The organism is Bradyrhizobium sp. USDA 4451 (assembly GCF_054822585.1).
On sequence record NZ_JBTRCH010000001.1, the window covers coordinates 3,598,993 to 3,623,037 of the forward strand.

Consider the following 24,045-nt stretch of genomic DNA (forward strand, 5'->3'; position numbering starts at 1 on the left):
TCTAGACTCTTCCGGTGAAACCAGGTGCGCGCCTTTCAAGAACGGCAGGAACGCCTTCGGTGTCGTCAACCGGGCGGCCCGCACGTCCTTGCAGGTCGCGCTCGCGTTCGAGTTGAGCGTGTTGGTCGCGGATATCGGTCAACACCAGCTCGCTGACCATGATGGCCTCCCGTTGCGCCTTCTATGAGCGAAGGTCGCATGACCTGCGACCGGATTACTATTGACCGTCCGGTCAGTCAATTATAATTATCCTCGTGCTGCAGTGTGGAGAGCCTCTTCGGGCTTATCGGAGCGAGGACAATTTTAGTCCCGATCACGAATCCGGGCGCGACAAACCCACATCAAGATCGACGCGATGTCGCTCGCTGCACCAGGCCGCGTATTTGAGACGCTTATGCGCACGCTTGACAGTTGTCCGATGAGCTATCGGCGAAACCCGGAAAAGGTTCACGTCTACGGCCGCGCTGCATGGTCGCCATGATCGGCGTGTACTGCCACAAATCGGCCTTATATGACCGGCGACTTCCGCCGCCATGAGGGCGAGCCGATGACAATGCAGTCGGGCGATATGACGGGGTTCCGGTTCTCGACCGCGCATTTCGGCGTGCGCGACCGCTTGCCGATCTTCCGTGAGCAGATCGGGCGGATGATCGTGAAGCTCGATCCGGAGCCGCTCGATGACGGCGCGTTCCATGCCGAAGCGAATGTGCGCGAGTTGCCGGGGCTCGGCGTCGGATCCTGGGCGTGCAGCAATCTCAGGATTGCGCGACCGCGCGAATTGCTCGACGGCAATGACGACCTCGTGCTGACGATCATCACGAGCGGCAACGTGCGCGCGTCCCAGCGGGGCCGCGACATCGAGCTCAGCCCGGGTCAGGCCGTGCTGCAGTCGAGCGCGGAAGCCGGCAACATGGTGGTCCCGGTGGCACCGAGCCGGCTCGTCGGCCTCCGGCTGCCGCGCAAGGTGCTTGCCTCGCTGGTTCGCGACCCCGAAGACATGCTGATCCGCCCGCTGCCGGCGAACATCGAAGCGATGCGGCTGCTTGCGCTCTACATCAGGGAGCTCGACGACAGCTACCAGTTGTCGACGCCCGAACTGCGGCATGCGGTCGTCAAGCATCTGACCGATCTCGGTGCGTTGATCATCGGCGCCAATCGCGATGCGGCGGGGGGCGCGGAAGATGGCGGGCTGGCGGCCGCGCGGCTGGCCGCGGTCAAGGCCGACATCAATGCCAATCTCGGCTATGGCGACCTCACGCTGCCGGCGGTGGCGGCGCGGCTGAAGCTGACGCCGCGCCATATCCAGCGGCTGTTCGAAAACGCAGGCTCGACATTCTCGGAATTCGTGCTCGGCCAGCGGCTGGCGCGCGCGCATCATTTGCTGACCGATCCGCGCCACAGCCGCAGCACCATCGGCACGATTGCGTTCGAAGTCGGGTTCGGCGATCTCTCCTACTTCAACCGCACCTTCCGCCGGCACTACGGCGCGACGCCATCGGATATCCGCGCGGTGCCGCGGCGTCCCTGACCGGGCGTCGCGCCTCTTGGCCGAGGTCGCGCGGTGTGTGGCCTACGGCTCGCCGCAACCAGGCACCCGCCGGATCCATTCGATCAGCCGCCCGTGACGCTCCGCGGACAGCGTCCGCTCATTCGCGCACATCAACATGGCGGCGCACGCGGCCTCCGGTTCGGCAGGCCAGGCGATGCTGCCGTCGATCGCGCCGTCGCATTTGAGATAGGCGTTCTTCGCATCCCAGCGGATCGCGCTTTCGGGCGCGGCTGTCGCAGCAGCCGTCGCGATCAGCGCAGCTCCGATCAACAGCAACAATCGGGGTGTCCGCCGATATGTTCCGCGCATGCCGCTTCTCCATCGTGATGAAGGTCGTCGACGATACAATAGCGTCCAACGCGAGCGATCATTAGCGGGCAGCCCGTCGGCATACAACTTTGTCGCCGGGCAGCCACGCGACGAATTCGATTCACATCAGCAATCGATGTCGCATATGTCCAAATCAGTGTCGCATTCGTCCGTGCGGCATATCCGCTGAGTCCATAAAAGGCAGCTTTCGTCTTCGCGACAGGAAGAGGATTTGTCACCATGCCTCCGATCGCCAAACGGGCTTTTCTGGTCCTGCTTGCCGGGCTGATGCCCTGGTGTGTGCGGGCGAACGACACGTCCGCCGCGCTGGAAACCGGCGGCCTGCGCTTCAAGCAGGACCCCGATATCGTGATGCGCTCGGAGGATCTGTTTATCTCCGAAAAGCAGATCCGGATCGTCTACCGCTTCTTCAATACCTCGACCGCCGACAAGACCATCATGATCGCGTTCCCGATGCCCGATATTGTCAGCAAGGAAGCCGATGAGAATATCGGGCTCCCGACCGACGATCCCGAAAACATCTTTGATTTCCGCGTCACTGTCGACGGCAAGCCGGCCGCGCCGCATCTCGAGCAGACCGCGCTGGCGAACGACGTCGACCAGACGGCGCTGCTGCGGAAGCTCGGGATTCCGTTGATGCCGATCAGGGGTCCCGCGGGCCAACTGCTCGACAAACTGCCGAAATCGAATTGGCCGGAACTGGTCAAGCTCGGTGTCGGTGCCATCGAGACCTACGGATCGGGCGGCCCGATGCAGGATCATCTGGTGCCGACCTGGACGTTGCGCTCGGCCTATACCTGGACCCAGACTTTCCCCGCGGGCCGGGAGATCACCTTCGAGCAGACCTACCGTCCGAGCGTCGGTGGCTCCGTGCAGACCCTCATCGGCGCCGACAACTGGCGCAGCAATCCGGAAGCGCCGGCGTTGCTTGCTTCATACTGCATCGACGATGACCTGATCCGCACCATCGAGCGGGCGCGTGTGACGAGGCGGGCGCCCTATCCGCCGTTCAGCGAGCGGTCGATCGCCTATGTGCTCTCGACCGGTGCCAACTGGGCGGCACCGATCGGCGACTTCCATCTCACCATCGACAAGGGTGAGCCGAATAATTTCGTCAGCTTCTGTGCCGATGGCGTCAGGAAGACCGGGCCGACCCGCTTCGAGGTCCGCCATTCGAACTTCAGGCCGTCACGAGACCTGAAGATTGTCATCTTCGTTCCGAATCCGAATTAGCGCGCGCAGGCAATGCAGTGGTTGCGTGATGTCGCATGCGTTCCATTCCCCGTCGCATCCGTCCGAGCCGCGCATCATTGCCGCGCCTAAGCGCGGGGCGATTCACCGATTACATCCGCGAGGCCAGCAATGACTGACACCATCACGTCACCGTTCGTCGATGCTGCCGCGGCGCTCGCACCGCTGGTTCTGGCATCGGCGCAGGAGAGTGAGCGGTCGCGGCGGCTGCCTGTTCCGCTTGTTGAGGCGATAGCGCAGGCCGGGCTGTTCCGGCTCTGGATTCCACGCGCCATCGGCGGCGAGGAGGCCGACCCGATGACCCTCGTTCGGGTGGTCGAGGAGATCGCGCGCGCCGACGGTGCCGCGGGCTGGTGCATGGCCATCGGCGGCATCTATGGCGTGTTCGGCGGCTATCTCGCAAAGGACGCCGCGCGCGATATCTATGGCAGCGATCCGCTGGTCCGAACCGCGGGCGCCTTGCGGCCGTTTGGCACGGCCACCGTCGTCGATGGCGGTTATCGCGTTTCAGGCCGTTGGCCGCTTGGAAGCGGCTGTCAGCACTCCGGCTGGATGATCGGCAACTGCCGGATCTTCGACGGGGATCAACCGCGCTTGCATCCCGACGGCACCCCGGTGATGCGCTTCATGCTGTTTCCGACCGCGCAGTGCGAGATCATCGACACCTGGAACAGTATCGGGCTGCGCGGCACGGGCAGTCATGACTATGCGATCGCGGATGCCTTCGTGCCATCCGCGCGGTCGCTCTCGTTTCGCGAACCGCCGGTCGAGCAGGGCCCGCTCTATGCGCTTCCGACCATCGCATTGTTCGGGGCGGCGCTCGCGGCCGTGCCGCTCGGCATCGCCCGCCACGCGATCGACATCCTGGTCGAGCTTGTCGGGCGAAAGATCGCATCGCGCACGCGCAAGCTGCTCGGTGAGGACGCGCTGGTTCAGGCCGATCTCGGACGGGCCGAGGCCTTGCTGGGCTCGGGACGGGCTTTCCTCTACGGCACGCTGGCCGAGGCGTGGCAGGCCGTCAGTGCCGGCAAGCCGCTCAGCACTGCCCAGCGCGCCACGCTGTGGCTGGCATCGACCCATGCAGCGAATACGGCCAAGCAGGCAACCGAGCTGATGTTCGGTGCCGGCGGCTCGGTATCGGTGGACGTGAGCTGCGGGCTCGAACGCTGCGTGCGCGACGTCCATGCTGCCGTCCAGCATCTCGCTTTGATGCCGGCCAACTATCAGATGGCCGGCGCGGCGTATCTCGGCGCGGATATGCGGTCGACGCCCCTGCTGTTCTCGGATGATCGCGGCGATGCAGGTCGCTTACCCCTCGTTCAGTGAGCGATCGATTGCCTATGTGCTCTCGAACCAGCGCCGTTGCTCACCGCCACACCGATGCCGATTTGCCGACGCGACAGAGGATCAACCTCGCGGTCTCGACGCAATGGGGCGCGATCAAGGTCGGCGGCTCCTATGAGATCGAGCTGAAGGGCGCGGTCGAGGCGGCGGCACCGGTCGGCGCCGGCGTCAAGCCGGCAGAGCCCGAGCCGCTGGTGCGGCCATGATCGAACAACCATCAGCTCTGTGCGGTCGCGCACACAGGATGATTCCAGGCGCCAATGCACGGCAACGTGTTTCACATTGTTGCCTGATGTCGCATATGTCCAATCCCCCGTCGCCCCAGTCCGAGCCTGCTTGCCATCGCGCGCATAAAAGGCAGCCCCCGGTGATCGTCGCAGCCGGCGACCTGAGTCGATTGCGATGCATTGAGGCGACTTGAGACCATCGAGGAGAATGTGATGAAGTTTGCACTTCGAGAATATTGTCTTGCGCTCGGCACCAGCCTGGCCTTGTCCGGCGCCGCCCTGGCACAGGATATCAGCGTTGCCGTGGTCGGACCGATGACCGGCTCGGAGGCGAGCTTCGGCCAGCAGTTCAAGAACGGCGCCGATCTCGCGATTGCCGACATCAATGCGGCAGGCGGCGTGCTCGGCAAGAAGCTGAAACTGGAAGTCGGCGATGATGCCTGCGATCCGAAGCAGGCGGTGTCGGTTGCCGAGAAGATGGCAGGTGCGAAGATTCCGTTCGTCGTCGGGCACTTCTGCTCGTCGACCTCGATTCCCGCCTCGGACGCCTATGCCGAGGGCAACGTGCTCGAGATCACGCCCGGCTCGACCAACCCGCTGTTCACCGAGCGCGGGCTGTGGAACACGTTCCGCGTCTGCGGCCGGGACGACCAGCAGGGCATGGTCGCGGCGGCCTATATCATCAAGAACTACAAGACCAAGAACGTCGCGATCATCCACGACAAGACGACCTACGGCAAAGGTCTGGCCGACGAGACCAAGAACGCCATCAATGCGGCGGGCGTGAAGGAAAAGCTCTATGAGGCCTACACCAAGGGCGACAAGGATTTTGCCGCGCTGGTGTCCCGCTTCAAGAAGGAATCGATCGATTTCGTCTATGTCGGCGGCTACTACGCCGAGGCCGCGCTGATCCTGCGCCAGATGCGCGAGCAGGGCGTCAATGCGGTGCTGATGGGCGGCGACGCCCTGGTCGACAAGCAGTTCGCCGCGATCGCAGGTCCCCTTGCCGAGGGCTCACTGTTCACCTTCTCGCCGGATCCGCGCAAGAAGGTGACCGCGGCTGCGACCCTGAAGAAGTTCAAGGACAAGGGCATCGATCCCGACGGCTACACGCTCTACAGCTATGCCGCGTTCCAGATCTGGAGCCAGGCCGCCACCCGCGCCCAGACCACGGATGCCAAGAAGGTCGCTGCCGCCATCAAGGCCGGAAGCTGGGACACCGTGCTCGGCAACATCAGCTACACGCCGAAGGGTGACATCACGCTGATCGACTACGTCGTGTACCGCCGCGACAAGGACGGCAACTACGCCGAGCTGCCGGCCGCCGGCCAATGATCGCTGGCCGCGACATCGGCTCACCTCCCTGATCGATGTCGCGGCCGTGCCGGCTCACAGCGCCAACGGACCAACCCTCTGCCAGCCCCGGAGGTGTTGGCGCTGTGACGCCAGGCGGGTCCACCACCGATTGATTTCCCCAACGACTGCCAACGCCTGACGTCGTTCGACGGCAACGGAAGAGAGCAACACGTGTCTGACATGAGTCTCAGCAATGGCGGCGGTCGTTCTGGCGAATGGCGCGCCGCGGGGCATTCTCAAGGATCTTCTCAAGGACCGTCGCATTCCTATCCGCTGCTGGTGCGCGATCACGGTCTTGGCACCGCGCTGAAGCTGCTGCTCGAGACTCTGCCTTATGCGCTGGCGCGATGGGGCGTGTTGCTGGGTTTTGCCGCGGCGTGCGCGGTCTGGGCCATCGTCGCGGTCGGCGGCGCGGTATGGCTCGGCACCCACGTTGCGAGCGTGTTCGGCTATTGCTGGCTGCTCGGCATCCTGCTGCTCGGCGGATGGATCTGGGGTGCCGTCCTGCGCTACACGCTGCACATGATCGCCTGCGGCCACGTCGCCGTGCTGACCGAGCTGATCACGCATGGCTGTGTCGGCAACGGCAGCGAAGGGCAGTTCGCCTATGGCCGGCGGATCGTGATGGACCGCTTCGGCGAGGTCGCGGTTCTGTTCGGGCTCAACGCGCTGATCCGCGCCGTGCTCCGCGCGTTTCACAATGCGCTCGATACGCTCGGCGAATGGCTGCCAGCGCCCGGCATGAAGGCGATCGTCGGTCTGCTCAACACCATCCTGTCGGCCGCGACGCGCTATCTGGACAAGGTGGTGCTGTCCTACGATCTGGCGCGCGGCGGCGACGATCCCAGGCGCAACATCCAGGATGGCCTGGTCTATTATTGTCAGAACGCCAAGCCGATCCTGACCACGTCGGTCTGGATGGTGATCGTCGAGCGGATCCTGAGCATCCTGCTCTGCATACTGCTGCTGGTCCCGGCCGGCGTGGTGACGGTCTGGCTGCCGGAGGCGATCAGGGAATATGGCGCCCTGGTCACCGTGTCCATCGCGGCTCTGCTGGCGGTGACGGTGCGCGCGGCGTTCATCCAGCCGCTGTTCCTGATCTGCATGATGATCCGCTTCCACGCGCTGATCGAGAACCAGCCGGTCAATTCGACCTGGGTCGGTTATCTCGACGGCTTGTCCGACAAGTTCCGGCAGATCGCGCGCTGAGATCGGTCGAACCCGGGCGGGCCGAATTGATGCTGATCGAATTTTGCAACGGAGATTTCTGGTGACCGATATCACGCTCGACAATGCCGGCCTCAGGCTTGCTGCTTCGGTTGACGGTCCTGTGGACGGTGAGCCGATCCTGTTCCTGCACGGCCTGTCGTTGAGCCGGGATACATGGCAGGAGATCGGTGGCCGGCTCAGCGATCGATATCGGGTCTGGACGTTGGATTTCCGGGGCCATGGCCACTCGGACCGTGCCGCAAGCTACGCGCTCGCCGACTATGTGTCGGACGCGCGGACCGCGTTGGCCGCGATCGGGCGCCCGGCAGTGATCGTCGGGCACTCGCTCGGCGGCTGCGTTGCCGGCGTGCTGGCGCAGCGCGACGATGCCAATGTGCGCGCCGTCTTCCTCGAGGATCCGCCGTGGTATCTCGGGCAACCCGGCGAGTGGGAGAAGTCCGCCTTCCCGAAGCTGTTCTCGATCGTCAGCGCGCGTCAGGCCGCGTGGCAGCAGGCACGCGCACCGCTCGGCACATACCTGGCGTTCCTTGCCGACTCGCCGACACCGATGGGCGGGATCGGCTGCGATCATTTCAGCTCCCGTCATTTGTTGAGCCATGCGTCAGCGCTGCAGCGGCAGGACGGGCGGTGCTGGGCCGACGGCAACGTCGCGGGCTCCGTCCTTGCGGCGATTCCGACCGAGCGGGAATTCCTGTGCCCGGTCAAGATTGTTCAGGCCGATCCCGGATGTGGGGCGGCCTTTCTGCCGGAGCACGATGCTCGGCTCGCGCACGCAAATCCGCGTGCCGACATCGTTCGCTATGCGGGTTGCGGCCATTCACCGCATCGCGCCATCGCGTTCGAGCAGCGCTTTGCGGCGGATCTGCAAGGCTTCTTGTCGAGCCTGCCGTCGCAGTGAGCAGGGGGCGCGATCCTGCACGTGACAATCACAACCGAAGGCGGGTACGCCATGCAAGAGACGTCCGGCTACGATCCGAACTACGTGATGGGACGCTCGACCGCGGAGACCGACCGGCTCAGGCGACAGTCGCAGCTCTACGATGCGTCGACATGGCAGCTCTTGAGGGAGGCCGGGATCACGCACGGCATGAAGGTGCTCGATGTCGGCAGCGGAGCCGGCAACGTCTCCTTCATCGTCGCAGGTCTGGTCGGGAAGAGCGGGGCGGTCGTCGGCGTCGATAGCAATCCCGCCATCGTCGCGGAGGCCGCGAGCGCGGCGCGCGCGTTCGGCCTGAGCCAGGTCTCGTTTCGGATCGGCGACATCAGCACGATCGAATTGGAGCGCGATTTCGATGCGGTGGTCGGCCGACTGGTGCTGATCTATGTGAAGGATCCCGCGGCGCTGCTTCGGCAACTGCTCGGGCACGTCAAGCCCGGCGGCATCGTGGCGTTCCAGGACCTCGATTGGGGCGAGGGGCCGATCGCCGATCCGCCGTCGCCGCTGTTGTCGCAGGCCTGGGCCACTGTGAAGGAGATGTTCACCCGGGCCGGGTTGAACAACCGTATGGGATTGTCGTTGCACCGTGCCCTGGTGGCGGCAGGACTTCCCGCGCCGCGCATGAGCCTGTTCGCGCCGGCCGGAGGCGGGGCGGATTTCGACGGCTACGATTACATGGCGAGCGGCCTGCGCAGCAACCTGCCGCACATCGTCAAGCTCGGCGTCGCCACCGAAGCCGAGCTGGCGCTGGACAGTTTTGCCGAACGCCTGCGCAGCGAAGTGGTTGCCATGGATGGCGTGTTTGCGTTGCCGACCTTCGTCGGCGCGTGGTCGCGCAAGCCGCGGGGTTGAACGCTGGCTCAGCGAGGGCTGGTCACCGCCTCGATGAACGTCGCGGCCAAATCCCGCAATTGCTTGCGGCTGTAGCCGGCGCGCTCCATCACTGCCAATCCGCGCGTGAACGTCACGATCACCCGCGCCAGCCGATTGGCGTCGGCCGCGCTCCGCTTGTCCGGCGCCCGGCCGATCGCCTTGCCGATCAACTGTTCGAGCTGTGTGAGCACGCCCTGCACGCGCTGGCGCACATCCGCGCTTGAGATCGCCGCATCGAGCGCGGTGCGCGTGGTCAGGCAGCCGCGCGGCGGCGAGCCGTCGGTCATGTTGACGATGATCATGTCGAACAAGGCCTTGAGCCCGGTCGCCGCATCGCCCTGCGCCAGCGCGTTGCCGGCCGCGTCCAGGAACTGCCCGGCATAGCGATCGAAGGCGCGCAGGAAGATCGCTTCCTTGGCACCATAGGCGTTGTAGAGGCTGCCGCGCTGCACCCCGGTTGCCGTGGCGAGATCCTGCATGGTCGCGTCGTGCAGGCCCTTGCGCCAGAATACATCCAACGCGGTCGCGACCACCTCGTCCTCGTCAAACTGACGTACGCCGACCATGCCCGCTCGCTCCACCAATCATCCTTGACATCATTGTCAAGATTAACAATGATGTCAAGGATGATGCCCCAGGGAGCTTCGAATGATCACCGCCGTCACCACGTTCAGATTGTCCAAGCCGATCACGCGCGAGGAAGCGCGCAGCATCTTCCTGAGCACCGCGCCGATCTATCGCGGCGTCCAGGGGTTGTTTCGCAAGACCTATCTGCTGTCCGAGGACGGCATGACCGCCGGCGGAATCTACTTCTGGAACTCGAGGCAGGAGGCGGAAGCGCTGTACACCGATGCATGGCGCGCCCGCGCCCGCGACAAGTACGGCGCTGATCCGACGGTCAGCTATTTCGAGAGTCCTGTCGTGGTCGACAACGTCGCCGAGCAGGTTCTTTCCGACGCGTAAGGCGCAGTGCCGCCGGACTTTCGGCCGTTGCGGAACCTTCGGCCCCTGACCTGATCACGAGCGTCGCTCATGGGAGGCGCCACGCGCTTCGGCTTGTGTGTGGCGTGCCGGCGAGGCTAGTCTCTCTGCAAGCAAGAAGACTGCAGGGAGCCACCATGGTCAACCAATACCAATCTTCAAATCCAGCACCGGCACTGCCACGCCGCAGGCTCGGCCGCACCGGGCTCGATGTTTCCATCCTCGGCTTCGGCACCGCGCCACTCGGCGATCTCTTCGCGCGGCTCGACGACAATGCGGCGATCGCAGCAGCGGAGCGGGCGTTTGCGCTCGGGGTCAATCTGCTGGATTCCTCGCCGCTGTATGGCCACGGCCTCGCCGAGCACCGCAGCGGCACCGCGCTGCGCCGCATCGCGCGCGACGATATCGTCGTCTGCACCAAGGTCGGGCGCTGGATGGACCCGTTCCACGGCCGCGGCGACGGCTCGAATTTCGTCGGCGGCGCGCCGCATCGCGCGGTGGTGGATTATTCCTATGACGGCACCATGCGCTCGGTGGAGCAGTCGCTGCTGCGGCTCGGCACCGATCGCATCGACCTGCTCCTGATCCACGACGTCGACGTCTGGACCCACGGCGCCGACGCGATCGAGGCGCGGTTTCGCGAAGCCATGGAGGGCGCCTATGTCGCGCTCGACAAGCTTCGCGCCGAGCGCGTGGTCAAGGGCATCGGGATCGGCGTCAACGAGGCCGACATGTGCGTGCGCTTCGCCAAGGCCGGAACATTCGACACCATGCTGCTTGCCGGCCGCTACTCATTGCTGGAGCAGCCGGCGCCGGCCGAATTCCTGCCGCTGGCGGAGCAGCAGGGCATCGGCATGATGCTGGGCGGCGTGTTCAATTCCGGCATCCTGGCGACCGGCGCGGTGGCCGGCGCCAAGTATAACTACAAGGACGCGCCGCCGGACGTGATGCAGAAGGTCGCCGCGATCGAGCGCGTCTGCCGCGCCCATGGCGTGGCGCTGCCGACCGCCGCGCTGCATTTCGCGCTGGGCCATCCGGCGGTCGCAAGCCTCGTGCTCGGCGCGCAGACCCCGCAGGAGGTGGAGCGCAACGTCGCCGCCTTGTCGTCACCGGTGCCCGCGGCATTGTGGAGCGATTTGAAAGCCGAGGGGCTGCTCGACCAGCAGGCGCCGGTGCCGGCATGATGCGGATCGACGCCCATCAGCATGTCTGGACCTTGGCACGCGCGGATTACGGCTGGTTGACGCCCGAGCGCGGTCCGATCTACCGCGACTTCGGCCTGGCCGATCTCGCGCCGCATCTTGCCGCCGCCGGGATCGACGGCACCATCCTGGTGCAGGCCGCGCCGACCGAAGCCGAGACGGCGTTCATGCTCGACGTCGCCAAGAGCGCCGAGCAGGTGCGCGGCGTGGTGGGCTGGATCGACTTCGACGCGCCCGATGCCGCGGCACGCGTCGACGCCGTCGCCGGGCGCGAGCTGCTCGTCGGCCTGCGGCCGATGGTGCAGGACATCGCCGATGACGACTGGCTGTTGCGGCCGGAGCTCGCCGCGCCGCTCGAGGCCATGGCGCGGCATGACCTGGTGTTCGACGCGCTGGTGCTGCCGCGCCATTTTCCGCGGCTGATCCAGCTGGTCGATCGGCATCCGGATCTGCAATTCGTGCTCGATCATTTTGGCAAGCCGCAGCTTGCCACCGGCGACATCGCGCCCTGGAAAGACGAAATCGCAAAGCTTGCAACCCGATCCAACGTGGTCTGCAAGCTGTCGGGGCTGGCAACCGAGGCGGCGCCGAACTGGCAGGTCAGGGATTTGCGCGAGGCGGTCGATCATGCGCTGGCCTGCTTCGGGCCGCAGCGGATGCTGTGGGGCAGCGACTGGCCGGTGGTCAATCTCGCCGGCGGCTATGCGCAATGGTTCGCGGCCGCCGAGAGCCTGCTGGCTGATTTGTCAAGTGACGCGAAGGCTGCAATTTTCGGCGGCAATGCGGCGCGCATCTATTTGTCAAGCCGCGGCCGGCCGGCATCCCTGAAATAGATTGCCGGCCGCGCCTCATTTGATCCACAGCGCGCCTTGATGAATCAATCCGGGATGGTTCATAAGCGGCGTCCGCGCCATGTGCGGCGCGACGATTCAGAGAGACGAGCGTGGCAAAGATTCATCATCAGATTGCGCAGGAGCTTGGGGTTCGCGACGAGCAGGTCGAGGCGGCGGTGACGCTGCTCGACGGCGGCGCCACGGTGCCGTTCATCGCGCGCTACCGCAAGGAGCTCACCGGCGCGCTCGATGACGCGCAGCTGCGCACGCTGGAAGAGCGGCTGACCTATCTGCGCGAGCTCGAGGAGCGCCGCACTGCGGTGCTCAATTCGATCCGCGAGCAGGGTAAGCTCGATGCCGCGCTCGAAGCCCAGATCATGGCCGCCGACAGCAAAGGCCGTCTGGAAGACATCTATCTGCCGTATAAGCCGAAGCGTCGCACCAAGGCCGAGATCGCCAAGGAGGCCGGGCTCGAGCCGCTCGCCGATCAGCTGCTGACGCAGCCGCAAAACGATCCGAACGAGGCCGCCGCGCCCTTCGTCAACGCCGAGAAGCAGGTCGCCGACGTCGCTGCTGCGCTGGACGGTGCCCGCGCCATCCTGGTCGAGCGCTTCGCCGAGGATGCCGACCTGATCGGCGCGCTGCGCGAGGAGATGTGGTCGAACGGCATCATGGCCTCGACCGTCCGCACCGGCAAGAAGACCGAAGGCGAGAAGTTCAAGGACTATTTCGATTTCTCCGAGCCGCTGCCGAAGCTGCCGTCGCACCGCATCCTGGCGCTGTTCCGCGGTGAGAAGGAGGAGATCCTCGACCTCGCGATCAAGCCGGAAGCGCAAGAGCCCGTGGCTGGCGTGCCCGGCCGCTACGAGCTCCGGATCATGAACCGCTTTGCGATCTCCAACCAGGGCCGCAAGGGCGACAAATGGCTGACCGAGACGGTGCGCTGGGCCTGGCGCACCAAGATCCAGATCCATCTCAATATCGATCTGCGGCTGCGGCTGTGGACCGCGGCCGAGACCGAGGCGGTGCGCGTGTTCGCCTCCAACCTGCGCGATCTCTTGCTCGCGGCTCCGGCCGGTCCGCGCGCCACCATGGGGCTCGATCCCGGCTATCGTACCGGCGTCAAGGTCGCGGTGATCGATGCGACCGGCAAGGTGGTGGCGCACACCGCGATCTTCCCGCACGAGCCGCAGCGGCGCTGGGACGAGGCGCTCGCCATTCTCGGCAAACTCGCGATCGAGCATGGCGTCGAGCTGATCGCGATCGGCAACGGCACCGCCTCGCGCGAGACCGACAAGCTCGCCGCCGAGCTCGTGAAGCGGCTGCCCGAGCGCAAGATGACCAAGATCGTGGTCTCAGAGGCCGGCGCGTCGGTCTATTCGGCCTCCGCCTTCGCCTCGAACGAATTGCCCGACCTCGACGTCACCATTCGCGGCGCGGTCTCGATCGCGCGACGCCTGCAGGATCCGCTCGCCGAGCTAGTCAAGATCGATCCGAAGGCGATCGGCGTCGGCCAGTACCAGCACGATCTCGGCGAGGCCAAGCTGGCGCGCTCGCTCGATGCGGTGGTGGAAGATTGCGTGAACGCGGTCGGCGTCGATGCCAATACCGCTTCGGTGCCGCTGCTCTCGCGGGTGTCGGGCATCGGCGCGGGACTGGCGCAGAGCATCGTGCAGCATCGCGACGCCAACGGTCCGTTCAAGTCGCGCAAGGCGCTGAAGGACGTGCCGCGGCTCGGGCCGAAGGCGTTCGAGCAGTGCGCCGGCTTCCTGCGCATCAGCAATGGCGAAGACCCGCTCGATTCGTCCGGCGTGCATCCGGAAGCCTATCCGGTGGTGCGCCGCATCCTCGAGGCGACCAAGAGCGACATCAAGGCGCTGATCGGCAATGCCGACGTGGTGCGTGGGCTAAAGCCGCAATCCTTCGTCGACGACACCTTCGGTCTGCCGACCGTCACCGACATTCTGCGCGAATTGGAAAAGCCCGGCCGCGACCCGCGTCCGGCGTTCAAGGCGGCGGTGTTCAAGGACGGCGTCGAGGAGGTCAAGGACCTCAAGAAGGGCATGATCCTCGAGGGCACCGTGACCAACGTCGCGGCGTTCGGCGCCTTCGTCGATATCGGCGTGCACCAGGACGGGCTGGTGCACATCTCGGCGATGTCGCGCAATTTCATTAAGGACCCGCGCGAGGTGGTGAAGCCTGGCGACATCGTCAAGGTCAAGGTTTTGGACGTCGAGGTCGCGCGCAAGCGCATCGCATTGACGCTCCGGCTTGACGACGAGATCGGGCCGAAGAAGGACAATGCGGGACCGTCGCGCGATTTGTCGCGCGGCTCGGCCAAGATGACATCGTCCGCGCCGCGCCGCCCGCAGGAGCAGGCCGGTGGCGGCGCGCTCGCCGACGCGCTGCGTCGCGCGGCCGAGAAGAGCGGGCGCGGCAAGCCGACCTGAGCCGCGGTGGTGCCATCGGCCATCTCGCGGCGATTGCAGAACAGGGCGGATGACGCTTCGCGGATCCGCCCCGGTCGTCTGCCATGGTGGCCTGCCATCAGTTACATCAAGCCACGCGAGAGCCATAGGTGCGCGGTACTATCCCTGAGCCGTTCGAGAGCTCGGTGGGCCGCGATGCAGTCGATCTCGCCGGGCGTCAGGCCGATATCCATCAGCTCCCTGTCGCTCAGGTCGTGCAAGCTCACGCGCAGTCTCTTGCGTTGCCGCCAGGTGCGGACCGCACGCCAGCACCGCCGAAGTAACCCCGGGACGCTCTGCGTCGCTGCAACCGGTGGTCCGGCCGGTTGCTTTTCCGAGACAGCGTCTCTCCGCGCTGCGATGGAGACATCCGGGCATGGCTCGGCCACAGCATCGCCCGTGGCGTCTTTCGCCAAGGCGATGGCGCGGCTGAGCCCGGCGGCATCGCGCCCGGATTCGGATGTGAAGTTCGTCTGTTGCGGTGGCATCGCATGCTCCTGCTGGTATGCCGGCAGGAGTGTGGCCAAACAAAAGGCCCCGTCCGATGCCGGCGGGGCCTGGTGAAAGATCGCGTCGTCGAATTCCTAGCGCACGACTCCTTCCACGGCCCAGCAAGAGTGGGTCATGCTTTTACGGTTCGCGGTGCGCACGACGGTGATCATGCCGCTTGGCTATCACGGAGATCGTGCAAAATCAAGGGCTGCGCCTGCGCCACGCGCAGCCTGAAGGCGAGTGCGCCGGACTGATGCGAAGATCGCGTAGGGGTTTGAACTGGACGCGCGTGGCCGCCGCAAGCAGCAGGCTTTGCGCCGATCCTAAATCCGCTGTCAGAATCTGGCGCATTTGTCAGTTGAAGTCGGCCTCACGCTTGCGTCTTCTGAGCATCCTCTGCTTGCGGCGATGAGAGTTCGCCGCGGTCCCAATCACGGAGGATGTCTCGATGACCAACAGGCTTCTCAAATGTCTCACGGCGGCGACGCTCGCGGTCAGCGTTGCGCTTGCACCCGCCGCCCTTGCCAGAGGCGGCGGTGGTGGGGGCGGCGGACATGGCGGTGGTGGTTTCGGCGGCGGCCATGGCGGTGGCTTTGCAGGCGCCATGGGCGGCGGAATGCATGGCGGCGGCTTCGGTGGCATGCGTGGTGGCGGAGTGGCGTTCGCGGCGATGGGCGGCGGCGGCCATTTTGCCGGCGGGCATTTCGGCGGCGCGCGCTTCACCGGTGCTCCCGCGTTCGGCCCGCGCTTTGCCGGCGCCGGATTCCACGGCGCACGCTTCTTCCATCACGGCGGCTTCTTCCGCCATCACCGCTTCCATCGCTTCGCATTCTTCGGCGGGCCTTATGTCTATGCCGATTACTACGACGGCTGTTACCGCAGGGTATGGACGGCTTACGGGCTGCAATGGGTCAATGTGTGCGGGAATTATTGGTGATCGCCCAACCAACCGCACCGTTGTCGCGGTCGTCGCCAGGCGTTCCATCCAGCCCCGGAATGGGATAGTCTGGCGGCGGCTGTCGCGGGGCACGGGCGCTCGGAGAGTTTGCGAACTCGACAGGGTTCAAGACAACTCGGAGAGTTTTGCACCTCGGAGAGTTTTGGATAATGACCGGTGCTCACCGCCGCATTCTCGTCGTCGAGGACGATCCGGAAACCGCAGGCCAACTCGTCGAGGAGCTCACCACCAGCGGCTACGAGGTGGACCTGGCTGCGAACGGCCGCGAGGCGCTGAGCCAGGGCGCGGCGCGCGACTATGCGGTGATCACGATCGATCGCATGCTTCCCGATATCGACGGCATCGCGGTGATGCGCCAGATGCGCGACGACGGCATCGCGGTGCCGTTCCTGATCATCAGCGCGCTCGGCGAGGTCGACGACCGCGTGCGCGGCCTGCGCGCCGGCGGCGACGACTATCTGGTCAAGCCGTTCTCCTTTGTCGAGTTGCTGGCGCGGCTGGAGGCGCTGGGCCGCCGCAGCGAGACCGTCGCAAAGGAGACCATCCTGCGGGTCGGCGATCTCGCGGTCGATCTGATCGCGCGGACGGCGAGCCGCCGCGGCCGCAAGATTCCGCTGCTGCCGAAGGAATTCCAGCTGCTCGAATATCTCGCGCGCAACGAGGGCCGCGTGGTGTCGCGCGCCATGCTGTTGCAGCACGTCTGGGATCTGCACTTCGACCCCTCGACCAACATCATCGACGTCTATGTCGGGCGGGTGCGCCGCAAGGTCGACGACCAGCAAGCCTATCCGCTGATCCACACCATCCGCGGCATCGGATACTGCCTCCGTGCTCCTGGCTAAGACCCTCGGGTCATCGACATTCCGCCTGGCCTTGATCGCCATCGGCGTCTTCGGCCTGATCGTGTCCGCGATCTTCGCCTACGTCTACTGGTCGACGGTGTCCTATGTGCGCGACCGGTCCGACCGAGCCATCATGACCGAGCAGGCGAGCCTCGATGAGGCCTATGCGCGGTCCGGCCGCGATGGCCTGACCGCGTTGATCGCGCAGCGCATCGCGGACAAGACCTTTGTCGACCATGTCTATCTGCTGGCCGGTCCCGGCTCCGTGGTCCTTGCCGGTAATCTCAAACAATGGCCGACGGTCAGCGTCGGGCAAGGATGGGCCGAATTTCGCGCCTCGCTGCCGGCGCTCTCTTCGGGAGCCGCGCTGGTGCGCGGCGTGACCGAGACCTTGTCAAACGGCGATCGGCTGCTGGTCGGCCGCGACATCAGCGATCTCGACGGCTTCATGACGCAGATCAGGGCGGCCGGCATCGCCGTCGTGCTGCTGATCATCGGCCTCGCGGCCGCCGCCAGCATCGGGGTCACGCGGCGAACGGTCGGCCGGATCGAGCAGATCAATGCGACCAGCCGCGCCATCATGCTCTCCGGCCTTGACCAGCGTATCCCGCTCCGCGGCAGTCACGACGAATGGGATCGCGTCGCCGAGAATCTCAATCTGATGCTGGATCGAATCCAGAGGCTGATGGGAGACGTCAAGCAGGTCGGCGAGAACATCGCCCACGACCTGCGCACGCCGTTGACCCGGATGCGCGGCCGGCTGGAGAAGGCCTATCACGCCCCGCGCAACCAGGAGGCCGATGCGGCGCTGATCGGCGACACCATCGCCGATCTCGATGCGGTGCTCGGGATGTTCGCGTCGATCACACGGATCTCCGAGATCGAGACGCGCGCCCGCAAGGGCGCGTTCCGCACCGTCAATCTGGTCGAGATCGCCGGCGAGGTGGTCGAGCTCTACGATGCCGCGGCCGAGGAGGTCACCACCCATCTCGATCTCGCCGGCGATTCGGCCGTGCTGGTCACCGGCGACCGCGACCTGTTGTTCGATGCGATCGCCAATCTCGTCGACAACGCCATCAAGCACGGCCGCCCTGGGGGGCGGGTGACCGTGACCTGCGAGAATGACGAAGCTGGACCGTTGATTTCGATCGCCGATGACGGGCCCGGCATCCCGGCCGGGGAGCACGACCACGTCTTCAAACGTTTCTACCGGCTCGAGCAGAGCCGCTACACGCCGGGCAACGGCCTCGGCCTCAGCCTGGTCGCGGCGGTCGCGAGCCTGCACGGCGCACGGATCGAACTGCGCGACAATGCGCCGGGGCTGTTGTGCAGGCTCGTCTTTCCTGCGCCAGACGCGTAGGGATAGCGCAGAGGAACCATTCGGTGCGTCCCTGACCGCGCACTATGTCTGCGGTTTGATGTTCTGGTTCGAGCGGAAGAAATTGGTCGGATCGTATTTGGTCTTGAGCGAAAGCAGCCGCGCATAGTTCGCGCCGAAAGCCGCTTCGATGCGCTCGGTTCCTTCATCGCCGAGATTGTTGGCATAGACGCCACCGGTCGAAAAACCTCGCATGGCGTCCCACAAGTCCCGGGCCCAGCGAATGCGCGTCGCATCTTCCGCCGGATCATCCCAGATGGAAATGGGGAAGCAATCGTACAACGCGTCACGGTTTGCATAGGGCGTGGCGTCGACCGGTACGCGTGCGATCGCGCCGCCGACCTGCTGCAACACGAGCAACGAATCCGGAGGGGCGGTCGCATACGCCGTGAGCAAGGTATCGATCGCCGCGTCGGAAAGCTCGCGCAGGAACTGTGCCTTCCAGTAGTAGCGGCGGCCGCGCGGAAAAATCGCATCTCCGGCGGACTGGATGTCGAGATAGGAGCGCTGTGTGATCTGATCCTGGATCGGCGCGCCGTATGTGCGGAGCGGCTTGACGACCCGCTCGCCTTCCTTGATGGAGCCGATATAGCAGGCCGAAACGCTGAAAACCCGCTCACCCGTTGGGGTGGTCGCAAGCCCGGCATCCAGGCTCAACGCATCCGGAGCGCTCTTCGCGAAGCCGTGGTAGAAGCGCATCGCCTCGCGCGCCCGATCGTATGGATACACCACCGAGCCGGCCAGCAACATTGGGCCGACCGGAAAGAGTCGGTACTCAAAGGTCGTGACGATTCCGAAATTGCCGCCGCCGCCGCGGATGGCCCAGAACAAATCCGGATGCTCGGTGGCGCTTGCCCGCAACAGTCGGCCGTCCGCCGTGACGAGTTCGGCTGAAACGAGGTTGTCACAGGCGAGGCCGTTCTTGCGGCCGAGCTTGCCGAAGCCGCCGCCGAGCGTCAGTCCGGCAATACCGGTATCGGCGTTGACGCCCATCGTGGTCGCAAGGCCGTGCGTCTGGGTGGCCGTGTCAAATTCACCGAGATTGAGCCCAGCCTCTGCGCGTGCGATCCGCCTGACCGGATCCACCGTGATCTGCTTCATGCGCGAGAGATCGATCACGAGGCCATGGTCGCAAACCGAGGCGCCGCCGATATTGTGGCCGCCGGCACGGACGGCAACCGGAGCCGACCGCGACCGCGCGAAATTGACCGCCGCAACGACATCGTCGGCGCCGGCGCAATAGATGACCGCGGCCGGACGCCGGTCGATCATGCCGTTCCAGACCTTTCGCGCCTGGTCATAGGCCACATCGCCCGGAACGATCACTTCGCCGCGCACCGCTCGCCTCAGAACGGGGATGTCGGACGCTTGCAAGGCCAATTCGGCGCCGGATCGTTCGGTAAACCTAGCTGCGTCCATGGCAACCTCCTCGATCTGCCCGCAAGGTGGACCGGTGTAAGCGTCTCACGGTCGGTCATTGCCGGCAAAATCGAAATTCTCAGTCGCCAGATGAACTGAATTCATCTACGTTTGCGCCATGCGAAAGCTTCCGCCATTGGGATCACTTCGCGCCTTCGAGGCTGCCGCAAGGCATATGAGCTTTCGTGACGCCGCCGATGAACTCGGTGTGACGCCAACCGCGATCAGCCATCAGATCCGGATCCTCGAGGAGATTTGCGGTCAGCCGCTGTTTCGCCGCCGTCCGCGTCCCCTCGAACTGACCAGTGCCGGCGAGCGGCTGTTTCCGGTGATCAGGAGCGGCTTCGACATGTTCGCCAGCGCGATCGCGTCGGCGTCTCCGCGCGTCAGTCACCGGCGCTTGCGCGTGACAAGTCCGAATGCCTTTGCCAGCCGATGGCTGGTGCCGCGACTGCCGAAGTGGCGCGAGGCCCATCCGAAGATTCCATTGGAGATCATCGGCACCGATGCGGTGCTGGATTTGCGGGCCGGAGAAGCCGACATCGCCATTCGTTACGCGCGGCGCATGCCGCTTGACCTGAGCGGCAAGGAGATCCTTCGCGACACGTTCTTTCCGGTCTGCAGTCCCGAATTGCTGGCGAGAGGAGGGCGCCGGATCGAGCGCGCCGCCGATCTGTTGCACTATCCGTTGATCCACTTCGACTGGATGAATCGCGACCGCGATGCGCCGACCTGGTCGCGCTGGCTTGCAGCCGCGCGCTCGATCGATCCGGGCATTCCCGAGACCAACAAGGCATGGGACTTGAGCTTCAAGGAAGAGCTGCATGCCATCGATGCGGTGGCCGCGGGCGAGGGCATTGCGATCTTCAGTGACGTTGTCGTCGGTCGCGAGCTCAAGAACGGCGTTTTCGTCAAGGCGCACGACCTGTCGTTGCAGGGCTATGGCTTCTACGTCGTTCACGTCCCCAACCATCCCGAGCAGTCGAGCATCGACGCTTTCTCCGCCTGGTCGCGGTCCGTCACATGATGGGTGCCCGTGGCCGCCGACGCCGCGTTGGCGTGTCCTCGGGCAGAACGTACCGCGCGAATGCCGATGCATGCTCACCGGTCGCGCAACACGCTCAGCGTCGTCCTGGCGAAAACCAGGACCCATTACCCCAAATCTCAAATGCCGCGCGACGCTGGGGCTCCAATCCCTCCAAGCAGATGCGGTGGTTATGGGTCACGGCTTTCGCCGGGACGACGATGCGGAGCAGTCAAAATCGCCCCGCCATCTCCGCGAGCCTTCGGTGCGCGATTTCGCGCGCACTGCGGATCGGATCAGTGGGCCCGGTGGTCGGCCCGATCGGCACGAAGCGCACATCGTTGATGCCGATGAAGCGCAGCACCTCGCGCAAGTACGGCGTCGCCATGTCGATGCGGCCGCGGTTCATTCCGGTGACGAAGTCGCTGCCGCTCGCCAGGATCACGACCGTCGGACGGTCCTTGAGCAGTGGCAGGTAGCCCTGCGCCGGATCGAACCGGAAGGTCAGGCCGGGCTGGATGATGACGTCGAGCCACTGCTTCAGCCTGTAGGGAATCGAAAAATTCCACATCGGCGTCGATATCAGCACGCGGTCGGCCAGCGAGAGCCGCAGCGCGAGGCGCTCGGCGACGGCGAAGGCGTCATGCTGCGAATTGGTGAAGCTCTTGCCGCCGATCCTGGCGTATTTCGCCTCAAGCAGATAACCCTCGAATTCCGGCAGCGGCTCGCGCCACAGGTTCATCGCGTCGATCTCCCAGTCCGGCCGCGCCTCGCGGAAGCGATCGAGAAAGATCCGCGCGCCGGCCGCCGATTCCGAATCAGCGCGCGGAGAGCAGGCAAGATGCAGCAGCTTCGGCACCGCGCCTCCTCAGCCGAGCGCCTTGATGACGGTGTCGGCGTTGGTCACGACCGAGACGTTCTGCAGCGCGAAATTGATCGCGGCGTTGTGCCAGTCGGCATTCATGGTCGAGCAGCAATCCTCCGGCACGATCATGAAATATCCCTTGTCGGCGCCGGTGCGCGCGGTGTGCTCGACCGACATGTTGGTCCAGGCTCCGGTGTTGATGATCATGTCGCGGCCGGTCGCCTTCAGGATGGTCTCGAGCCTTGTGCCTTCCCAGGCGCTCATCCGCATCTTCTCGACCACGAAATCGCCCGGGCGCGGCTCGAGCCCGGAGACCGGCGCCGCGCCCCAGCTGCCGCGCACCATCGCCTTGCTGTCGACCAGCCCCTCGAACAGCGGTGCGTTCAAGGTGACGCCGGGCGCCCCCGGCTCGACGACGAACCAGACATGAATGATAGCGACGCCGCGTGCGCGGGCGGCCTCGGCGACACGGCGGACATTCTCGACGACATGCTGCTGGCGGGCATGTGCCGGCGCGCCGGACTCCGCGAACGCGCCGCCGTCCATGATGACGTCGTTCTGCATGTCCTGGATGATCATCGCGCAACGCTGCGGATCGATCTGCATCTCGCCGGCGGCGAGGTTGGGCGCGGGCGCGGAGGACGATGCGGCACTCGCGCTGCCGCGCTTGCCGCTCATATAGGGTTCGTGGCGCGGCCCGACCTTGGTCGGGATCGCGTAGACCGAATGGGTCGCGGTGAGATAAAGCGTGCGGAAATCGGCGCCGCCCCAGGCGAGGTTGGCGACGAGCTCGGGGAGGCGGACCTTGCCGAGCAGATGGCCATCAGGCGAATAGACCCAGACGCCGCCGGGTGCGGTGACCCAGACATTGCCGCGCTGGTCGCACTTCATGCCGTCGGGCACCCCGGGCTCGAGCTCGGAGCGGATGCCGGAGGCGAACACGCGCGGATTGCCGAGCGTACCGTCGGCGCCGACGTCGAAGGCGCGGATCAGCGCCTGCACGGTGTCGTTGACATAGAGGATGCGCTCGTCGGGCGAGAAGCACAGCCCGTTCGGCTGCTCGAACAGGTAGCGGTCGACCAGCAGTTTCGGTGCGCCGCCGCCGGGCGGGACGCGATAGACGCCCTGGAAGCCGAGCTGGCGCGGCCGCTCGACGCCATAGACCGGCATCCGGCCATACCAGGGATCGGAGAAATAGATCGCGCCCGAGGAATGGACGCAGACGTCGTTCGGGCTGTTGAGCTCCTGATTCTCGTAATGCGAAGCCACCACCTCGCGTCGCCCGTCGGGACGCTCGCGGATCAGCGACGATGTCGCATGCTCGCAGACGATCAAATTGAGGTCGGCGTCATAGGTCATGCCGTTGCATTTGTTCGACGGACGCTTGACCTCGACGACGCCGCGCCGCGCATCCCAGCGCCGGCGCACGTCGCCCGGCATGTCGGAGAACAGCAGGAAGTGATCGGCCGGATGCCAGATCGGTCCTTCCGTGAAATCGAAGCCGGTGCCGACCTGGCCGACCGGCGCATAGGGATCGATCAGGTCTTCGAATTCGCTGCGCAGCGTGACATGCGTCATCGCCTCGATCCTCTACGCCGGGAACCAGTTGCGCTGCGGCAGGCTCTGCACGACAGGCCCGGGCACCTGGTCGTGCAGGCGGCCGACAACTGCGCCGCCTTCGATCTTGGCCGGGCGATCATGCACCGGCAGCAGATAACGCGAGCTACTCAGCAGCTTCTTGATCGCGGCCTTCTCGGCACGCTTGCTGGTGCCGTGATTGCCCGTCGTGCGCGGCTCGGCGTCATGGATTTCGTTGAAGGGATTCACGATCTGGTCGTTGAAATCGTAGATCACATCGCCGCAGATCGTCGCGATCCCGTCGGCGGTGTGGACGTGGATGTTCATCGAGCCTTCGGTATGGGCATTGGCGGCGTCGCAATAGACGCCCGGCATCAGCTCGACCGGGCCTGTGATCTCGAGGTCGAGGAAGCGCAACGCGCTCTTGGTGTGCAGCCGGTCGATCAAATGCTTGATGTCGGGCGCGGGATATTGCGGATGCATCAGGCCGGAGACCGAATATTCCAGCTCCTTGCGGTTGAGGACGACGGTCGTGTTCATCGGGAACAGATCGTCCTTGCCGGCATGGTCGATGTGCAGATGGGTGTGGCAGACGAAGCGGACATCGCCCATCCGCACGCCGTGGCGGGCGAGCTGGTTCTCGATCATGTTCTCGTGGAACTGGAGGCCGCGCATGCCGAGCGTCTCCATGATCTGGTTGGAGCGATAGCCGGTATCGACCAGCACAGGGTAAGGGCCGCCGAGGATCAAGAAGCCGAGCGTCAGCACGCGGCGGGTGCGGCCGCAATTGTGCCCGAGCACGAGGAAGCTCGATTCCAGCTCGATATCGCCATAGTCCAGGATCTTGATCTCCAACGGCATCTCTCTCCCTCCCGATTCGTCTTCGTTGTTGTGTTCGTGTCTGCGTC

Annotated in this window: 25 protein-coding genes; 17 read left to right on the forward strand and 8 right to left on the reverse strand. The window is 65.2% G+C overall.

Features of this window, described 5'->3' with window-relative positions:
* Position 1 precedes the first annotated feature (1 nt).
* Entirely contained in the window at positions 2 to 160 is a 159-nt protein-coding gene (locus ACVMB0_RS16605) for a hypothetical protein (RefSeq protein WP_456749828.1), read from the reverse strand.
* Between the two features lie 387 nt (positions 161 to 547).
* Here ACVMB0_RS16605 and ACVMB0_RS16610 point away from each other — a divergent pair, with 387 nt between their 5' ends.
* Entirely contained in the window at positions 548 to 1,528 is a 981-nt protein-coding gene (locus tag ACVMB0_RS16610; RefSeq protein WP_461346981.1) for an AraC family transcriptional regulator, read from the forward strand.
* Positions 1,529 to 1,570: 42 nt separating this feature from the next.
* Here the strand turns inward: ACVMB0_RS16610 and ACVMB0_RS16615 are convergent, their stop codons facing one another.
* Positions 1,571 to 1,858, reverse strand: a complete 288-nt coding sequence (locus ACVMB0_RS16615) for a hypothetical protein (protein ID WP_456749826.1) — start codon at positions 1,856 to 1,858, stop codon at positions 1,571 to 1,573.
* A gap of 240 nt (positions 1,859 to 2,098) precedes the next feature.
* Between ACVMB0_RS16615 and ACVMB0_RS16620 the strand changes: the two genes are divergently transcribed.
* The 7 genes from ACVMB0_RS16620 to ACVMB0_RS16650 all read left to right on the forward strand — a co-directional run bounded on the left by ACVMB0_RS16620 (position 2,099) and on the right by ACVMB0_RS16650 (position 9,076).
* Entirely contained in the window at positions 2,099 to 3,112 is a 1,014-nt protein-coding gene (locus ACVMB0_RS16620) for a DUF4424 domain-containing protein (RefSeq protein WP_461346982.1), read from the forward strand.
* A 129-nt stretch (positions 3,113 to 3,241) separates the two neighbouring features.
* Positions 3,242 to 4,456, forward strand: a complete 1,215-nt coding sequence (locus ACVMB0_RS16625) for an acyl-CoA dehydrogenase family protein (RefSeq protein ID WP_461346983.1) — start codon at positions 3,242 to 3,244, stop codon at positions 4,454 to 4,456.
* A gap of 62 nt (positions 4,457 to 4,518) precedes the next feature.
* A complete protein-coding gene (locus ACVMB0_RS16630; protein WP_456749823.1) occupies positions 4,519 to 4,680 on the forward strand; it encodes a hypothetical protein in 162 nt (53 codons plus the stop codon).
* Between the two features lie 234 nt (positions 4,681 to 4,914).
* A complete protein-coding gene (locus ACVMB0_RS16635) occupies positions 4,915 to 6,036 on the forward strand; it encodes a branched-chain amino acid ABC transporter substrate-binding protein (RefSeq protein ID WP_461346984.1) in 1,122 nt (373 codons plus the stop codon).
* A 192-nt stretch (positions 6,037 to 6,228) separates the two neighbouring features.
* Positions 6,229 to 7,266, forward strand: a complete 1,038-nt coding sequence (locus ACVMB0_RS16640) for a hypothetical protein (protein ID WP_461346985.1) — start codon at positions 6,229 to 6,231, stop codon at positions 7,264 to 7,266.
* Positions 7,267 to 7,327: 61 nt separating this feature from the next.
* Positions 7,328 to 8,185, forward strand: a complete 858-nt coding sequence (locus tag ACVMB0_RS16645) for an alpha/beta fold hydrolase (protein WP_461346986.1) — start codon at positions 7,328 to 7,330, stop codon at positions 8,183 to 8,185.
* Positions 8,186 to 8,236: 51 nt separating this feature from the next.
* On the forward strand, positions 8,237 to 9,076 hold the full coding sequence (locus ACVMB0_RS16650; RefSeq protein WP_461346987.1) for a class I SAM-dependent methyltransferase: 840 nt from the start codon (positions 8,237 to 8,239) through the stop codon (positions 9,074 to 9,076).
* A gap of 8 nt (positions 9,077 to 9,084) precedes the next feature.
* On the opposite strand, the gene ACVMB0_RS16655 is transcribed toward ACVMB0_RS16650, so the two are convergent.
* A complete protein-coding gene (locus ACVMB0_RS16655; protein ID WP_461346988.1) occupies positions 9,085 to 9,663 on the reverse strand; it encodes a TetR/AcrR family transcriptional regulator in 579 nt (192 codons plus the stop codon).
* Positions 9,664 to 9,745: 82 nt separating this feature from the next.
* On the opposite strand from ACVMB0_RS16655, the gene ACVMB0_RS16660 reads away from it, so the two are divergent.
* The 4 genes from ACVMB0_RS16660 to ACVMB0_RS16675 all read left to right on the forward strand — a co-directional run bounded on the left by ACVMB0_RS16660 (position 9,746) and on the right by ACVMB0_RS16675 (position 14,563).
* The gene (locus tag ACVMB0_RS16660) at positions 9,746 to 10,060 is read left to right on the forward strand and encodes a monooxygenase (RefSeq protein ID WP_461346989.1); all 315 of its coding nucleotides are present in this window, start codon (positions 9,746 to 9,748) and stop codon (positions 10,058 to 10,060) included.
* Positions 10,061 to 10,215: 155 nt separating this feature from the next.
* Positions 10,216 to 11,262 carry an aldo/keto reductase gene (locus ACVMB0_RS16665; protein ID WP_461346990.1) on the forward strand — a complete coding sequence of 349 codons (1,047 nt, stop codon included), beginning with the start codon at positions 10,216 to 10,218 and terminating at the stop codon, positions 11,260 to 11,262.
* Complete coding sequence (locus ACVMB0_RS16670; protein ID WP_461346991.1) at positions 11,259 to 12,113, forward strand: amidohydrolase family protein; 855 nt, start codon at positions 11,259 to 11,261, stop codon at positions 12,111 to 12,113. The genes ACVMB0_RS16665 and ACVMB0_RS16670 overlap by 4 nt, the downstream gene beginning before the upstream one ends.
* Before the next feature lie 110 nt (positions 12,114 to 12,223).
* Entirely contained in the window at positions 12,224 to 14,563 is a 2,340-nt protein-coding gene (locus ACVMB0_RS16675) for a Tex family protein (protein ID WP_456749814.1), read from the forward strand.
* A 101-nt stretch (positions 14,564 to 14,664) separates the two neighbouring features.
* Here ACVMB0_RS16675 and ACVMB0_RS16680 read toward each other — a convergent pair whose 3' ends face one another.
* Entirely contained in the window at positions 14,665 to 15,069 is a 405-nt protein-coding gene (locus ACVMB0_RS16680; protein ID WP_461346992.1) for a DUF1127 domain-containing protein, read from the reverse strand.
* Positions 15,070 to 15,521: 452 nt separating this feature from the next.
* Here ACVMB0_RS16680 and ACVMB0_RS16685 point away from each other — a divergent pair, with 452 nt between their 5' ends.
* From ACVMB0_RS16685 to ACVMB0_RS16695, 3 genes are all read left to right on the forward strand, one after another.
* Positions 15,522 to 16,010 carry a hypothetical protein gene (locus ACVMB0_RS16685; protein ID WP_461346993.1) on the forward strand — a complete coding sequence of 163 codons (489 nt, stop codon included), beginning with the start codon at positions 15,522 to 15,524 and terminating at the stop codon, positions 16,008 to 16,010.
* A 170-nt stretch (positions 16,011 to 16,180) separates the two neighbouring features.
* Positions 16,181 to 16,873: a response regulator transcription factor gene (locus tag ACVMB0_RS16690; RefSeq protein ID WP_456749811.1), complete on the forward strand. Its 693-nt coding sequence runs from the start codon at positions 16,181 to 16,183 to the stop codon at positions 16,871 to 16,873.
* Positions 16,874 to 17,213: 340 nt separating this feature from the next.
* Positions 17,214 to 18,233 carry a sensor histidine kinase gene (locus tag ACVMB0_RS16695; protein ID WP_461349664.1) on the forward strand — a complete coding sequence of 340 codons (1,020 nt, stop codon included), beginning with the start codon at positions 17,214 to 17,216 and terminating at the stop codon, positions 18,231 to 18,233.
* A 42-nt stretch (positions 18,234 to 18,275) separates the two neighbouring features.
* On the opposite strand, the gene ACVMB0_RS16700 is transcribed toward ACVMB0_RS16695, so the two are convergent.
* The gene (locus ACVMB0_RS16700; RefSeq protein ID WP_461349665.1) at positions 18,276 to 19,496 is read right to left on the reverse strand and encodes an FAD-binding oxidoreductase; all 1,221 of its coding nucleotides are present in this window, start codon (positions 19,494 to 19,496) and stop codon (positions 18,276 to 18,278) included.
* Between ACVMB0_RS16700 and ACVMB0_RS16705 the strand changes: the two genes are divergently transcribed.
* Positions 19,377 to 19,769, forward strand: a complete 393-nt coding sequence (locus tag ACVMB0_RS16705; RefSeq protein WP_461349795.1) for a hypothetical protein — start codon at positions 19,377 to 19,379, stop codon at positions 19,767 to 19,769. The two genes, ACVMB0_RS16700 and ACVMB0_RS16705, sit on opposite strands and share 120 nt — an antisense overlap.
* 19 nt (positions 19,770 to 19,788) lie before the next feature.
* Positions 19,789 to 20,697, forward strand: a complete 909-nt coding sequence (locus ACVMB0_RS16710; RefSeq protein ID WP_461346994.1) for a LysR substrate-binding domain-containing protein — start codon at positions 19,789 to 19,791, stop codon at positions 20,695 to 20,697.
* 229 nt (positions 20,698 to 20,926) lie between these two features.
* Here the strand turns inward: ACVMB0_RS16710 and ACVMB0_RS16715 are convergent, their stop codons facing one another.
* The 3 genes from ACVMB0_RS16715 to ACVMB0_RS16725 are packed head-to-tail and all read right to left on the reverse strand — an operon-like array spanning position 20,927 to position 23,998.
* A complete protein-coding gene (locus ACVMB0_RS16715; protein WP_461346995.1) occupies positions 20,927 to 21,553 on the reverse strand; it encodes an FMN-dependent NADH-azoreductase in 627 nt (208 codons plus the stop codon).
* Positions 21,554 to 21,562: 9 nt separating this feature from the next.
* Complete coding sequence (locus ACVMB0_RS16720; protein ID WP_461346996.1) at positions 21,563 to 23,137, reverse strand: isochorismatase family protein; 1,575 nt, start codon at positions 23,135 to 23,137, stop codon at positions 21,563 to 21,565.
* 12 nt (positions 23,138 to 23,149) lie between these two features.
* A complete protein-coding gene (locus ACVMB0_RS16725; RefSeq protein ID WP_456749807.1) occupies positions 23,150 to 23,998 on the reverse strand; it encodes an MBL fold metallo-hydrolase in 849 nt (282 codons plus the stop codon).
* Positions 23,999 to 24,045: the final 47 nt, after the last annotated feature.